General features: G+C 60.1%; 14 protein-coding genes. 11 read left to right on the top strand and 3 right to left on the bottom strand.

What is annotated here, in order from left to right:
* The first annotated feature begins 13 nt into the window (after positions 1 to 13).
* The 11 genes from GA0061100_RS25945 to GA0061100_RS25895 all read left to right on the top strand — a co-directional run bounded on the left by GA0061100_RS25945 (position 14) and on the right by GA0061100_RS25895 (position 11,678).
* Positions 14 to 1,510, top strand: a complete 1,497-nt coding sequence (locus GA0061100_RS25945) for a CoA-acylating methylmalonate-semialdehyde dehydrogenase (protein ID WP_075855706.1) — start codon at positions 14 to 16, stop codon at positions 1,508 to 1,510.
* Between the two features lie 142 nt (positions 1,511 to 1,652).
* Positions 1,653 to 2,000 (top strand): VOC family protein, encoded by a 348-nt coding sequence (locus GA0061100_RS25940; protein WP_075855705.1) that lies wholly within the window; start codon positions 1,653 to 1,655, stop codon positions 1,998 to 2,000.
* A 228-nt stretch (positions 2,001 to 2,228) separates the two neighbouring features.
* Complete coding sequence (locus GA0061100_RS25935; RefSeq protein WP_075855704.1) at positions 2,229 to 3,284, top strand: YjgN family protein; 1,056 nt, start codon at positions 2,229 to 2,231, stop codon at positions 3,282 to 3,284.
* Positions 3,262 to 4,359, top strand: coding sequence for a M48 family metallopeptidase (locus GA0061100_RS25930; RefSeq protein WP_083961434.1), 1,098 nt, complete (start codon positions 3,262 to 3,264; stop codon positions 4,357 to 4,359). The genes GA0061100_RS25935 and GA0061100_RS25930 overlap by 23 nt, the downstream gene beginning before the upstream one ends.
* A 118-nt stretch (positions 4,360 to 4,477) precedes the next feature.
* Positions 4,478 to 4,966: an iron-responsive transcriptional regulator RirA gene (gene rirA / locus GA0061100_RS25925; RefSeq protein WP_075855703.1), complete on the top strand. Its 489-nt coding sequence runs from the start codon at positions 4,478 to 4,480 to the stop codon at positions 4,964 to 4,966.
* A gap of 343 nt (positions 4,967 to 5,309) precedes the next feature.
* Positions 5,310 to 6,905 (top strand): ABC transporter substrate-binding protein, encoded by a 1,596-nt coding sequence (locus tag GA0061100_RS25920; RefSeq protein WP_075855702.1) that lies wholly within the window; start codon positions 5,310 to 5,312, stop codon positions 6,903 to 6,905.
* Between the two features lie 89 nt (positions 6,906 to 6,994).
* Complete coding sequence (locus GA0061100_RS25915; protein ID WP_075855701.1) at positions 6,995 to 7,999, top strand: ABC transporter permease subunit; 1,005 nt, start codon at positions 6,995 to 6,997, stop codon at positions 7,997 to 7,999.
* A 9-nt stretch (positions 8,000 to 8,008) separates the two neighbouring features.
* On the top strand, positions 8,009 to 8,917 hold the full coding sequence (locus GA0061100_RS25910; protein WP_075855700.1) for an ABC transporter permease subunit: 909 nt from the start codon (positions 8,009 to 8,011) through the stop codon (positions 8,915 to 8,917).
* Positions 8,917 to 9,933, top strand: a complete 1,017-nt coding sequence (locus tag GA0061100_RS25905) for an ABC transporter ATP-binding protein (protein WP_075855699.1) — start codon at positions 8,917 to 8,919, stop codon at positions 9,931 to 9,933. The genes GA0061100_RS25910 and GA0061100_RS25905 overlap by 1 nt, the downstream gene beginning before the upstream one ends.
* Positions 9,930 to 10,883, top strand: a complete 954-nt coding sequence (locus GA0061100_RS25900; RefSeq protein WP_075855698.1) for a peptide ABC transporter ATP-binding protein — start codon at positions 9,930 to 9,932, stop codon at positions 10,881 to 10,883. Before GA0061100_RS25905 ends, GA0061100_RS25900 begins: the two co-directional genes overlap by 4 nt.
* A gap of 267 nt (positions 10,884 to 11,150) precedes the next feature.
* Positions 11,151 to 11,678 carry a gluconokinase gene (locus GA0061100_RS25895; RefSeq protein ID WP_075855697.1) on the top strand — a complete coding sequence of 176 codons (528 nt, stop codon included), beginning with the start codon at positions 11,151 to 11,153 and terminating at the stop codon, positions 11,676 to 11,678.
* Between the two features lie 9 nt (positions 11,679 to 11,687).
* Here GA0061100_RS25895 and GA0061100_RS25890 read toward each other — a convergent pair whose 3' ends face one another.
* From GA0061100_RS25890 to GA0061100_RS25880, 3 genes are all read right to left on the bottom strand, one after another.
* Entirely contained in the window at positions 11,688 to 12,935 is a 1,248-nt protein-coding gene (locus tag GA0061100_RS25890; protein ID WP_075855696.1) for an NAD(P)/FAD-dependent oxidoreductase, read from the bottom strand.
* A 118-nt stretch (positions 12,936 to 13,053) separates the two neighbouring features.
* Positions 13,054 to 13,551 carry an isoprenylcysteine carboxyl methyltransferase family protein gene (locus tag GA0061100_RS25885; protein ID WP_075855695.1) on the bottom strand — a complete coding sequence of 166 codons (498 nt, stop codon included), beginning with the start codon at positions 13,549 to 13,551 and terminating at the stop codon, positions 13,054 to 13,056.
* Positions 13,551 to 14,603, bottom strand: coding sequence for a type III polyketide synthase (locus GA0061100_RS25880; RefSeq protein WP_075855694.1), 1,053 nt, complete (start codon positions 14,601 to 14,603; stop codon positions 13,551 to 13,553). Before GA0061100_RS25880 ends, GA0061100_RS25885 begins: the two co-directional genes overlap by 1 nt.
* Positions 14,604 to 14,798 lie beyond the last annotated feature (195 nt).

The following is a 14,798-nucleotide window of genomic DNA, read 5'->3' as shown; positions in this document are numbered from 1 at the left end:
AGGAGGCACATCCATGCGTGAGATCGGTCATTTCATCGGCGGCAAGCACGTCGCCGGCACGAGCGGGCGCAGCAGCAAGGTTTACAATCCGGCAACCGGCGAAATGCAGGCAACCGTCGCGCTTGCGAGCGTCGAGGAAATCCGCGCAGCCGTCGAAAACGCCAAGGCCGCGCAGCCGAAATGGGCTGCTACCAACCCGCAGCGCCGCGCCCGCGTCTTCTTCAAGTTCGTCGAGCTTTTGAACAAGAACATGGATGAACTTGCCACCTTGCTCTCCAAGGAGCACGGCAAGACGGTCGAAGATTCCAAGGGCGACGTCATTCGCGGTCTGGAAGTCTGCGAATTCGTCTGCGGCATCCCGCACCTGCAGAAGGGCGAATTCACCGAGGGTGCCGGCCCGGCGATCGACATGTACTCCATCCGCCAGCCCGTTGGCGTCGGCGCCGGCATTACGCCGTTCAACTTCCCGGCCATGATCCCGATGTGGATGTTTGCGCCGGCAATCGCTTGTGGCAATGCCTTCATCCTGAAGCCGTCCGAGCGTGATCCGTCCGTGCCGCTCCGTCTCGCCGAATTGATGATCGAAGCCGGTCTGCCGGCAGGCATTCTCAACGTCGTCAATGGTGACAAGGCCGCCGTCGACGCCATCCTGACCGATCCGGATATCGCTGCCGTTTCCTTCGTCGGTTCCACGCCGATTGCCCGCTACGTCTATGGAACGGCTGCCATGAACGGCAAGCGCGCGCAGTGCTTCGGCGGCGCCAAGAACCACATGATCATCATGCCCGATGCCGACATGGACCAGGCCGTCAACGCGCTGATGGGCGCCGGCTACGGTTCGGCTGGCGAGCGCTGCATGGCGGTATCGGTCGCCGTCCCGGTCGGCGAAGACACGGCCAACCGTCTCGTTGAGAAGCTGGTACCGAAGATCGAATCCCTGCGCATCGGCCCCTATACCGACGATAAGGCCGATCTCGGCCCGCTCGTCACCAAGGATGCCTATAACCGCGTCACCGGCCTGATCAACCGCGGTGTCGAGGAGGGCGCCAAGCTGGTCGTCGACGGCCGTGGCTTCAAGCTGCAGGGCTATGAGGATGGCTATTTCGTCGGCGGCACGCTGTTCGACCACGTAAAGCCCGACATGGACATCTACAAGACCGAGATCTTCGGACCGGTTCTCTCCGTCGTTCGCGCCAAGAACTACGAAGAAGCGCTCGACCTGCCGATGAAGCACGAATACGGCAACGGCGTCGCCATCTACACCCGTGACGGCGATGCGGCCCGCGACTTCGCCTCGCGCATCAACATCGGCATGATCGGCGTCAACGTTCCGATCCCGGTTCCGCTCGCCTACCATTCCTTCGGTGGCTGGAAGGCTTCCAGCTTCGGCGATCTCAACCAGCATGGCACGGATTCCATCAAGTTTTGGACGCGCACCAAGACGATCACCGCCCGCTGGCCGTCCGGCATCAAGGACGGTGCGGAATTCGTCATGCCGACGATGAAGTAAGCATCGCAATCACTGACCCGTGTCAGCCGCCGTCCATCTTTCGGACGGCGGCTTTTTTATTGCGTTTGTTTTCGATGGAGTCATCTTGTCAGGGCCGCCGTTTTCATTTAGAACAAAACAAGAACAACGGGAGGGCCGAGCGATGGCCGTGACCTATCAGATCGACTATCTCGAATTTCCGTCGAAAGACGGCCTGAAGACCCGCCGCTTCTTCGAGGAAGCCTTCGACTGGAGCTTTGTCAGCTATGGACCGACCTACCATGTCATCGAGGCGGCCGGAATAGATGCCGGCATAGATGGCGACGCGGGAGAGGCTGCCGGCACGCCGTTGCCCGTCGTGCGCACCACCGATCTGGAAGCCGCACAGCGCGCCGTCGAATTCGCCGGCGGCGTCATCACGCGCCCGGCCTTCGATTTTCCCGGCGGCCGGCGTTTTCACTTCCGCGAACCCGGCGGCTGCGAAATGGCGGTCTGGGTGTCTGCGCCATAACGAGTTGGCGCCGCTGTGGCATTAAGGTTGCAGTCTTGCAGGCAAATTGATCGTTCGCGCCTCACGTGCGGCAAGCCCGTATTTTTCCGTTGATTGACGGTCGTTTTCCTGATCTCAAATGCAACGGTAAGGCGAGCGGCGTGTCGCGCAACACGTCGCCCAGCGGCTGGTGCTTACGTGGAGCGCCCGTGGGAACGCTCGTCCTCTTGTGGGGTAGAGGAACATAACATGGCAGTTGTTGAGCAAGATTATCCGCTAGGCGGAAGACCTTTTTTCCAAAGGGCTTCCTTTACGGGCAATGCTTCGGAATATTTTGGCATCTGGATCGTCAACATTTTGCTGACGATCGTCACGCTAGGTATCTATTCCGCCTGGGCGAAGGTGCGACGCAACCGGTATTTCTACGGCAACACGGTCATTCTGGGTCAGAGCTTCGAATATCACGCCAAGGGCAAGCAGATACTGATTGGACGCTTGATCGTCTTTGGTCTTCTGATCGTGCTAAACATACTTGCACATGTGGCACCATTGGCAGTCCTGGTAGTTTGGCCCGTCTTGCTGATCATGTTTCCATGGTTTCTGATGCGCGGTCTTCGGTTCAACGCGCGGGTGACGAGCTACCGCAATGTGCGTTTCGATTTCGTCGGTACCTATGGCGGCGCGTTCAAGGCGATCTTCCTCGGCGCCTTGGTGACGATGATATCGATCGGATTGCTGTCGCCGATCGCCAGCCGCTGGTTCTACAAATATATCTTCGACAATTTGCGCTACGGCGATCGACCGTTTTCGACGGAGCCGAGACTGGGCGCGCTCTATGAGGCGCTCTTCACCGTAATCGCGATTGTGATCGCGGGCATCGTGATTTTGGGGCTCCTCGGTGCTGTCGCGGCCGGTGTCGGCGGCAATTCGATGGGTAGCGTGAGCCTGTGGCATTGGATGGTTGTGCTTATTTTCCCGATCTACATAATCGCAGGCCTCTACTATCGCGCTGCGGTGCGCAACATTATTTGGTCTGCAGCAACGGTCGATCATCGTCATCAACTCAGAAGCGATCTCGGTCGCCGGCGCTATGCCTGGATCGCGATCTCCAATGTCGTTGTCACCCTGGTGACCCTCGGATTGATGCGTCCCTGGGCGGCGGTGCGCATGCAACATTTCCTTGCGGAGCACACGGCGATCAGCGTCGATGGTGAAATTGGCGTTGTCTTCGACCAGATCCGTTCGACCGGCAGCGCCATCAGTGCGGAGTATCTCGATATCGATGGATTCGACTTTGGCTTCTGATCCGGAAGCGATAGCGACCGGTATCTGGCATCCGCCGCATTCCAGCCGGGAGGTTCGTGCTCGGCTGCTGGATGTCGGCGGCTCGTTCATCGTGCTGTCGGACGAGGAAGGGGATGAGGATAGGCGGCTCGCCTGGGGTATCCGTTCCGATATCGAGATCAGCCCGCGCGTCGGTTCCATTCCACGTCGAATCGTATTCGGCAACCAGTCGGTTTTCGAAACCCGCGATAACGAGGCTGTCGATGCCTATCTGCGAAGCCGAGGCGAAGGGCGCAGCAGCTTCATTCATGGGCTTGAGATCGTTCGTCCCCGCCTGATAGCCTTTGCCTTGGCGACGGTTGTCCTTGCCTCGATCATCTATCGCTACGCCCTGCCGATCCTGGTTGAGCTTGCGGTCGTGGTGACGCCGCCCGTCGTGCCGGAAATGATGTCTGCAGGAACGCTGACCACGTTGGATCGGGTGACCTTCCACCCCAGCAAGCTGTCGGAGGCGCGGCAGACGGAAATCCGCGATGACTTCACCAAGCTGGCGACGAATGCGGAAGGCGGTGCCGGCCGCTACCATCTGAATTTCCGCGATGGTGGCCTCATTGGCGCCAACGCGTTTGCACTGCCGGACGGCAATCTCGTGCTAACGGATCAACTTGTCGAGCTCGCCGGCGGCGATCAGGAGATGGTCATTGCCGTTCTTGGGCACGAGATAGGCCATGTCGAATACAAGCACAGCCTGCGCCAGCTCTATCGCGCCGCAGGCGTCGCTGGTCTTGTCCTGCTGATCGCGGGTGACGTTGGTTCCGGCGTTCAGGATATCTTGACGCAGGGTGGCGGCCTGCTGGCGCTTTCCTATTCCCGTGAGGCGGAGGCGCAAGCTGATCGTCGCTCTGTGGAGCTGATGCAGGCGGCCGGAAAGGACCCGGCGGCTCTTTCGCGCTTCTTCGATATCCTCGAAACGAAACTTGATGACCATAGCAGCACCAGCATGCTGTCGACCCATCCGGGCACGCCGGAACGAAGGCAGGCGATCCTTGATTATGCCAAGGAGCTGAAGGAGAAGCAGGTAGTCCCGAGTGGGTGAGGGGGTTCAGCTTCGAAATAACGTGAATATGAATTTCATATTTTGGAATTGTTCAAAACTGAGAAAGCCACTATATACGGGTCCAGCCCCTAAGCAGCCTTGATTCCAGGAGATCGGCATGCGCTTGACGAAGCAGACCAATTACGCAGTGCGCATGTTGATGTATTGCGCCGCCAATGATGGCCATCTGAGCCGCATCCCGGAAATCGCGAGAGCATACAGCGTATCCGAGCTGTTTCTCTTCAAGATCCTGCAGCCGTTGACCAAGGCAGGTCTTGTCGAAACGGTGCGTGGTCGCAATGGCGGCGTGCGCCTTGCAAAGCCGGCAACCGATATCAGTCTGTTCGACGTCGTCCGCGTCACCGAGGACAGCTTCGCCATGGCGGAATGCTTCGAGGACGGCGTGGTGGAATGCCCGCTGGTCGATAGCTGCGGCCTTAATTCGGCGCTGCGCAAGGCACTGAACGCTTTCTTCGACGTTCTGACCGAATATTCCATCGACGATCTGGTCAAGGCGCGTCCGCAGATCAACTTCCTGCTTGGCATTACCGCCCAGGATCACAAGGCGATCGCGAAGAAGCCGACGGTCGCAGCGCCGGCCGCCTGATCTGCCATTCAGAATTCGATCAAGCTTTTGGTCCGCAGTTACCTCCGGTAGCTGCGGATTTTTGTTTGCGTTGCCTCCTATCCGGGCAATATAGGGTTTGCGGATTGTGAGAAGAAAACGTCAAATCGTTCTGAATCTGACAAAAAGATGCAAAATTTTGCCAGAATCTTACCAATTCAGAGGTCTTTTCGTCTGAAAATTTCCAAACTCTACGATTTGGAAAAATTTTAGGCGGCGCTTGTTGCTTTCAAACTTAAAATAAAGTTCCATCGGCGCGATCCGGATGGGAACCTCTGGTGGTGTCCACGGCTTCAAAAGAATAACAAATCTGGGAAACGATATCATGAAAAAGATTTCTGTCCTGCTGGCAGTGACAGCCCTGGCTTCGGTCATGGCGACGTCCGCCTGGTCAAAAACGCTTGTCTATTGCTCTGAAAGCTCGCCGGAAGGTTTCGATCCGGGCCTCTACACGGGCGGCAACACCTTCGACGCCTCGTCGCGTACGATCTATAGCCGTCTTGTCGAATTCAAGCATGGCAGCACCGAAATTGAGCCGGGCCTCGCCGAAAGCTGGACCGTGTCTCCGGATGGCAAGGAATACACGTTCAAGCTGCGCAAGGGCGTGAAGTTCCAGACCACCGACTTCTTCACGCCGACGCGTGACCTCAATGCCGATGACGTGATCTTCTCGATCAGCCGTCAGCTGGGCACGGATAGCCCCTGGGCAAAGTATGTCGCCGGCGGTTCCTATGAATACGCTGATGGCATGGGCTTCCCGAAGCTCATCAAGTCGATCGACAAGGTTGACGACCTCACGGTCAAGTTCGTCCTGAACCGTCCGGAAGCTCCCTTCCTCGCCGACCTCGCCATGGACTTCGCCTCGATCCTGTCGAAGGAATATGCAGACAAGCTGCAGGCCGATGGCAAGATGGAACAGATGAACCAGCAGCCGCTCGGCACTGGTGCATTCACTTTCGTTGCCTACCAGCCGGATGCCGTCATTCGCTACAAGGCAAACGAGACCTACTTCAAGGGTAAGGAAAAGATCGACGATCTCGTCTTCGCCATCACGCCGGACGCCTCCGTCCGTGCGCAGAAGCTGAAGTCCGGCGAATGCAACATCATGCCGTACCCGAACGCAGCAGACATCAAGGACCTCAAGGCTGACAAGAACCTCAAGGTTCTCGAGCAGGCTGGTCTGAACGTTTCCTACCTCGCCTACAACACGATGGTTGCTCCGTTCGACAAGGTCGAAGTGCGCAAGGCGATCAACATGGCCGTCAACAAGCAGGCCATCGTCGACGCCGTCTTCCAGGGCTCCGCCAAGGTTGCGACGAACCCGATCCCGCCGACCATGTGGTCCTACAACAAGGACATCAAGGACGACGCCTTCAATCCGGAAGAAGCCAAGAAGCTGCTTGAAAAGGCTGGCGTCAAGGATCTCAGCATGAAGATCTGGGCCATGCCGGTTTCGCGTCCATACATGCTGAACGCCCGCCGTGCTGCCGAGCTGATGCAGGCAGACTTGGCCAAGATCGGTGTCAAGGTCGAGATCGTTACCTATGACTGGGCGCAGTACCTGAAGCTCTCCTCCGCCAAGGACCGCGACGGTGCGGCCATCCTCGGCTGGACCGGCGACAACGGCGATCCGGACAACTTCCTTGACACGCTGCTCGGCTGCGACGCTGTTGGCGGCAACAACCGTGCACAGTGGTGCAACAAGGAATTCGACGATCTGGTGAAGAAGGCCAAGCAGACGGCCGACCTCAAGGAGCGTTCCAAGCTCTACGAAGAAGCCCAGGTTATCTTCAAGCGCGAAGCACCCTGGATGACCATCGACCATTCGGAAGAATTCATCCCGATGACGAAGAATGTCTCCGGTTATCATCAGGATCCGGTTGGCGTTCACCGCTTCGACGGCGTCGATATCGCCGAATAACGAAAAATCTGTGAGAATGCCCGGCTAGGATCGGGCGACCCGGCGGTCAGGCAACTTGCCTGACCGCCGGAAAAATTTGGACATCTGCCATGTTGCGATTTCTTCTCAGCCGCCTTGCGGTGCTGATCCCGACATTTCTCGGCGTATCGATCGTCGCCTTCTCCTTCATCCGCCTGCTTCCCGGCGATCCTGTCATGCTGCTGTCGGGCGAACGCGTCATGTCGCCGGAACGCCATGCGCAGATCACCCACGATCTCGGTTATGACCAGCCGATGGTCGTTCAGTACGGCCGATATATCTGGAATGCCCTGCACGGCGACCTCGGCACCTCGATCACCACCAAGCGTGACGTGTTGACCGATTTTCTGACCTTCTTCCCGGCGACGCTCGAGCTGTCGATCTGTGCCATGATCCTCGCAATCTGTCTTGGCATACCGGCCGGCGTTTTCGCCGCCGTGAAGCGGGGTACATGGTTTGACCAGAGCGTCATGGGCGTGGCCCTCGTCGGCTACTCCATGCCGATCTTCTGGTGGGGCCTGCTGCTGATCATCGTCTTCAACGGCTATCTGCACTGGACGCCGGTTTCGGGTCGTATCGGCCTCATCTATTTCTTCAAGCCGATCACCGGCTTCATGCTGATCGACAGCCTGCTGTCCGGCCAGAAGGGTGCCTTCTGGTCCGCTTTCAATTCGCTGATCCTGCCGACCATCGTGCTTGGCACCATCCCGCTCGCCGTCATCGCCCGCCAGACGCGCTCGGCGATGCTCGAAGTGCTCGGCGAGGATTATGTCCGCACGGCCCGATCCAAGGGCCTGTCGCCGCTGCGCGTCGTTTCCGTGCATGCGCTGCGCAATGCGATGATCCCCGTCATCACCACGATCGGTCTGCAGGTTGGTGTGCTGCTCGGCGGTGCCATCCTGACGGAAAGCATCTTCTCCTGGCCGGGTATCGGCAAATGGATGATCGATGCGGTCTTCAAGCGCGATTATCCGGTGGTGCAGGGCGGCCTGTTGCTGATCGCCGGCATCGTCATGCTCGTCAATCTCGTCGTCGACCTGCTCTACGGCTTCGTCAATCCACGCATTCGTCACTAGGAGCGGCCCATGAGCACGGTTAGCGTCAAAACGGTTAGTGTCAAATCCGATCGTCCTTCCGCTCTTGCGGAGTTCTGGTATTATTTCTCTCGCAACAAGGGCGCCGTCATCGGCCTTGCGATCTTCCTTTTCGTCCTGTTTCTGGCGATCTTCGCCGGTCTCGTAGCGCCGCATAATCCCGATATTGCCTACGGCAGCGATATGCAGCGCCTGCCGCCCGCCTGGGCGGAGGGCAGCAACAGCAGTTTCCTGCTCGGCACCGATGCCAACGGACGCGATCTCCTGTCGCGACTCATCTACGGCACGCGCTTCTCGCTGTTCATCGGCCTCGTCGTTGCATCGCTTTCGGCGATCGTCGGCATTTTGATCGGACTTGTCGCCGGCTATGCCCGCGGCTCTATCGATACGATCATCATGCGCGTCATGGACATTATCCTCGCGGTTCCGTCGCTGCTGCTCGCCCTGGTGCTCGTGGCAATCCTCGGCCCGGGTTTGATCAATGCGATGATCGCGATCTCGATCGTCAACCAGCCGCATTTCGTTCGTCTGACGCGCGCATCCGTCATGGCCGAGCGTGACAAGGAATATGTCATCGCTTCGCGGGTTGCTGGTGCCGGGCCTTTGCGACTGATGTTCAAGACCATCCTGCCAAACTGTCTGGGTCCGCTGATCGTGCAGGCGACGCTCGCCTTCTCGGCGGCCATTCTCGAAGCCGCGGCGCTCGGCTTCCTCGGCCAGGGCGCCCAGCCGCCGACGCCGGAATGGGGCACGATGCTCGCGGACTCGCGTGAATTCTTCCAGAGCAACCCTTGGCTCGTTACTTTCCCCGGTCTTTGCATCCTGATCACGGTGCTCGCCATCAATCTGATGGGCGACGGCCTGCGCGATGCCTTCGACCCGAAGCTGAAGAGGTCGTAATGGCACTCCTCGATATTGAAAACCTATCCGTTGAATTCCAGACCTCGTCCGGCCTGTTCCGGGCGGTCGACGGCGTCTCGCTGACATGCGACAAGGGAGAAATCCTGTCGATCGTCGGTGAATCCGGTTCCGGGAAATCGGTATCCATGCTTGCCATGATGGGCCTTCTGCCATGGACGGCGAAGATCACCGCCGACCGCATGATGTTCGACGGCAAGGACCTGCGCGGCATCTCTTCGCGTCAGCGACGCAAGATCATCGGCAAGGACATGGCGATGATCTTCCAGGAGCCGATGTCGAGCCTCAATCCGTGTTTCACGGTCGGCTTCCAACTCGGCGAGACGCTCCGCATTCACATGGGCCTCGACCGCAAGGCACGCCGCGAGCGCTCCATCGAGCTTTTGAAGCTCGTCGGCATTCCGGCACCGGAAGATCGCCTGTCGAACTTCCCGCATCAGATGTCGGGCGGCATGAGCCAGCGCGTTATGATCGCCATGGCGCTTGCCTGCAATCCGAAGCTCCTGATCGCCGATGAGCCGACCACCGCGCTCGACGTGACGATCCAGGCGCAGATTCTCGATCTGCTCGTGCGCCTGCAGAGGGAGCAGGGCATGGCGCTCGTGCTCATTACCCACGACATGGGCGTCGTTGCCGAAACGGCGGAGCGCGTGCAGGTGCAATATGCCGGCCAGAAGGTCGAGGAGCAGCCGGTCAAGGAGCTGTTCCGCGATCCGCATCACCCTTATACGGCAGCACTTCTTTCGGCCCTGCCGGAGCGTGCCGAAGTCGGCGAGCGCCTGCCGTCGATTGCCGGTGTCGTTCCTGGTCAGCATGATCGGCCGACGGGCTGTCTCTTTGCGCCACGTTGTTCCTTTGCAACGCCGGAATGCGACAGGGGCGTCAAGCGCCAGGGCGCCGAACTCGGCCTGACCCTTTGCAACTATCCGCTGGAACATGGCAAGCCGCTCGGTCATCCCGGCATTGTCACCACGCAAAAAGCAGGAGGTGCCGCATGACCGGCGCTGTTCTCGAAGGGCGCGATCTCGCCCGCTTCTACACCGTCAAGCGTGGCAGCTTCAAACCGGAAGCCACCGTCAAGGCTCTGAACGGCGTCAGCTTCAGCCTGCAGTCGGGCCGCACGCTCGCCGTCGTCGGTGAATCCGGTTGCGGCAAGTCGACGCTCGCCCGTCTGGTGACGATGATCGAAAATCCGACGGCTGGCGAATTGCTGATCGATGGCAAGCCCGCCAAGCTTGGCGACCGCAGCCTGCGCAGCGCCGTGCAGATCGTGTTTCAGAACCCTTACGGCTCGCTCAACCCGCGCCAGAAGGTCGGCTCGATCCTTGAAGAGCCGCTGAAGATCAACACGGATGACGACGCCGCCACCCGCCGCCGCAAGGCGGAGGAGATGATGGCGCGCGTCGGCCTGCGTCCCGAACACTACGATCGCTATCCGCATATGTTCTCCGGAGGCCAGCGCCAGCGTATCGCCATTGCGCGCGCCCTGATGCTGCGGCCGAAGGTACTGGTGCTCGATGAGCCGGTCTCCGCACTCGATCTGTCGATCCAGGCGCAGGTGCTGAACCTCTTGATGGACCTGCAGAAGGAGATGGGGCTTGCCTATCTCTTCATTTCGCACGGCCTCTCTGTCGTCCGCCATATCGCCGACGATGTGATGGTGATGTATCTGGGGCGCCCGGTCGAAACAGGCACGGCCGAAGAGGTCTTCAGCCGGCCGCGCCATCCCTATACGGCCGCCCTTCTGTCGGCGACGCCGATCGCCGATCCGGATCGCGAGAAAAACCGCATCCGTTTGCAAGGCGAGCTGCCGTCGCCGCTCAATCCGCCGAAGGGATGCCACTTCAATCCGCGCTGCTGGCGTGCCCAGGACAAGTGCCGTGAAGTCGCACCGGAACTGGCGGGCGAGGGAACGCATAAATTTTCCTGTTTCTTTCCGCTGGATTGATCCAAGTTGCGAATCGGGCAGATGTCGCTTTGCCGCGCCTTTCTGCCTGGCCCCTCACCCCAGCCCTCTCCCCGCATGCGGGGAGAGGGGGCCGGCCTCGCGCAGAATTGGCTCTGTCCTAACCCTGGACGCTGATTGGCATGCTGGGTCGTTCCCTCGCCCCGTTTACGGGGAGAGGGTTAGGGTGAGGGGCCAGGCACTGAGATGCGTCAGTGGTAGCTTCTGCCTGACTATTCCTATCGGCCATGGTCCAAGGCAGAAAACAGTATGAATGAACAATCCAAGACACCCCTCGCCATCATCGTCATGGGTGTGAGCGGCAGCGGCAAATCCTCGATCGGCGAGGGTGTCGCGGCTCGGCTCGGTGTGCATTTCATCGAAGGTGACGCGCTGCATCCGGCCGCCAATGTCGAGAAGATGAGCAAGGGCATTCCGCTGACCGACGAGGATCGGTGGCCCTGGCTCGAACGGATCGGCCGGGAAATCACCGCAAGCCTTGCCAAGGGCGAGGGGATCGCCGTTTCCTGCTCGGCCCTGAAGCGGGTTTATCGCGAGCGCCTGCGCTCTTCTGCCGGCGGCCATCTCTATTTCATTTATCTCGATGGCTCGAAGGAGCTGCTGACGAAGCGCATGGGTGAGCGAAAGGGGCATTTCATGCCAGCTTCGCTGCTCGAAAGTCAGTTGCAGACGCTGGAAGTGCCTACGGGCGAACCTGGCGTCGTCACAGTGGGCATCGACGCGACGATCGGGGAGATCGTCGACGCTTCTGTCAAAAGCCTCAAGGCTATCCTCTAAATCATAGGCTTACGGCGCAAACCGGCCCGGAGCATAGGCGGAAATGTCGATGAACGGCGTCTCGCCGGTGATGAGTTCGGCAAGCACGCGGCCGGTCACCGGCCCGAGCGTCAGGCCATGATGGGCATGGCCGAAGGCAAACCAAAGGCCGTTGTGGCGCGGGGCCTTGCCAATGATCGGCATCATGTCAGGGGTGCAGGGGCGCGCACCCATCCAGGGCTCCGGATCGAGCCGTTCGCCAAGCGGGAAAACGGTGCGGGCGACGGCCTCGGCACGGTCGAGCTGCACCGGTGTTTTCGGCGCATCCAGCAGGGCGAATTCGGCGCCGGTGGTCAGCCGAATGCCGCGGCTCATCGGCGCCAGCAGGTAGCCGCGTTCGGCATCCAGCGTCCAGTTGTTGAGGACGGCATTGCCCTCGGCGGCATAGTGCATGTGATAGCCGCGCTTGACGCCGAGCGGAAAGGCATAGCCGAAGCGTTTCGTCACGATATCGGCCCAGGGGCCGAGTGCGACGACGACATCCTCCGCCTCGATCGATCCTTCCGCCGTCACCATTCTCCAGGCGGAACCGGCCATGCCGAGCGAGACGGCATCCCCCGTCGTCACGCGGCCGCCGATACTTTCGAAATAGCGGCGATAGGCTGATGTCAGCCCATGCGGGTCCAGCACCGACCAGGGGTCGCGCCAGCGCAATGCCCCGGCGAAGTTGCCCCTCAAGTGCGGTTCGGCGGCCGTGATCTCCGCACTGCTCAAGGCGTCGTAACCGATCCCGAATTCGCGACAGAGGCGTTCGGCCTCGGCAAACTCCGCGTCACGCTTCTCGTTCGAGCGAAACAGCTCGACCCAGCCGTTCTTGCGAATGAGCTCTTCGGCATGCGAGGCCTCGATGAGGTCGTTGTGCTCGCTGACGGAATGTTCGATCAACGGCGCATAGGCGCGCGAAATCATCTCATGGCGCTTGGTGTTGGAGTTCCACCAATAGCGGGCGAGGAAGGCGATCTGTGCGGGCAGCGCCCGCAAATGGTAATGCGCGTCGATGCGGTTGTTGAAAGCATAGCGCAGCAGCAGGCCGAATTGCTGCGGGAAACCGTAGGGCACCACGCCTTCGCGCTGGATGAGCCCGGCATTGCCAAAGGATGTTCCCTGGCCCGGTGGCTGCCGGTCGACGAGGACAACCTGTCGTCCCCGCCGTTGCAGATGGATTGCCGTCGAAACGCCGACGATGCCTGCGCCGAGAACGATTGCGTCCTTTGTCATCTTACCCTGCTATCCGCATGCTCATTGCATTGCCGCCCGGTCCTTCGACATAGCCGGGACGCGCTCTAAGCATCGAAAATGCCTGCCAAATTTTAGCGGCGCAATGGAAAAGTGCGGATCAGCCCGCACTCTGTCTGAGACAGGCATTTTCAGCCCGGATGCGGATGGCGAGAATGATGCCGTTCAACGCTGAGAAGACTGCGGCGTAGAGCGGCATACCGAAGGCAAGCGGCAGCACGGCGATCTCGCCGATGACGACGGCATAGTTGGGATGGTTGAGAAAGCGATAGGGGCCAGTGGTCACGAGAGCTGCACCGGGCAAGATGATGATGCGTGTCGTCCAGCGCTCCCTAAGCGTCGCCAGCACCCAGAGACGCAGCCCTTGCAGCAGCATGAACAGCAGAAACCAGCCGGGATCGACCGGCCGGCCGATGGCGAAGAACCACAATCCGATCAACCAGGCGGCATGCATCGCCACCATGAAGGGATAGTGCTCTGGGGCATATTCTCTAGCGCCGCGGGCAAGCAGGGAGGCAGTATTGTGCCGAGCATATATGAGCTCCGCCAGCCGCTGCAGCGTCACGAAGGCAAGAAGCGTGATCGAAGGCCACAGCATCAGGCGACCCTCCTCAGGGTAATGCAGCTTGCCGAAAATCCCGGCCCCATGGCGAGGAGCGCGGAGCGCTCCGGCAAGCCGGCTGCAATGGCGCGCTCCAGCACGAACAGCACGGTGGGCGAGGACATGTTGCCGTAGTCGCCGATCACCTCGCGCTCGATATCGAGCGAACCATCTTCAAGACCGAGCGACTTCTCGAGGGCCGACAGCACCTTGGCGCCGCCCGGATGACAGATGAAGCGGTCGATATCGGAGAGCAACAGCCGGGAGCGCTCCAGAATGCCGGCAACGGCGTTCCTCAGATGCGTCTCGGCAAAGACCGGCAGCGATTGTTCGAGGATGATGCCGAAGCCTGTGTCATCGATCTTCCAGCCCATGATGCCGAGGCTGTCGGGGAAAAGATGTTCGCCCGTCGATTCGATCTCCGCAATGCCGCTCTCGCCCGCCCTGAGCACGCAGGCCGCCCCTCCATCTCCGAACAGGGCGGTTGCAATGATATTAGGCCGGGTCAGTTCGTCCAGGCGGAAGGCGAGCGAACAGAGTTCGATCGCAACGAAGAGCACGACGGCTCCCGGCCGGCTTCTGGCCATCTTCGTTGCGACGGCAAGGCCGGATACGCCGGCAGCGCATCCGAGCCCGAAGATCGGCACGCGTTCGATATCCGAGCGGAAGCCCATCTCGCCCGCAAGCCGCGCCTCAAGGCTCGGCGTCGCAAGCCCGGTCGACGATGCAGTGACGATGCAATCGACTTGACTGGCTTCGAGACCGGCACGTTGCAGCGCCGCCGTTGCCGAACGGCGGAAAAGCTCGGAGGCCACCTCCGTATAGGCGGCCATGCGATCCTGCCAGCCATGCGGCTCTTCGAACCAAGACAGCGGCCGCGCCACGTGGCGCTTGCGAATGCCCGTGCTCTCGAACACGCGGGCAAGATATTTGAAGTCCTGAAAGCGGTCCGAGAACAGACGGGCTGCCGTCTCGGCAGCATCGGTCTGGAGGATGATGTTATCCGGCGTCGCGACGGCGAGGCTTAGAAGTTTGACGGTATCGGTCACGAGTTTCTCCTGCGCCCTTGAGGGGCATGTTGCGAAAACACGCGATGGCGACGGTCTATTCGATGCAGGAGCGGTCACAAAAGAGTGACGGCATCCCGACATGGAACGCGCCGAAAAAATTTAGAGCACCGTCCGAATAAAATGTGCAGGCGGTGTGTTCTCTCCTCGCAACGTTCATTTTGCCAAGGAGACAGT

The organism is Martinezella hainanensis (assembly GCF_900094555.1).
Lineage (GTDB): Bacteria > Pseudomonadota > Alphaproteobacteria > Rhizobiales > Rhizobiaceae > Rhizobium > Rhizobium hainanense.
The sequence above is the reverse complement of the archived record's forward strand: the minus strand, read 5'-3'. Positions and strand labels throughout refer to the sequence as shown.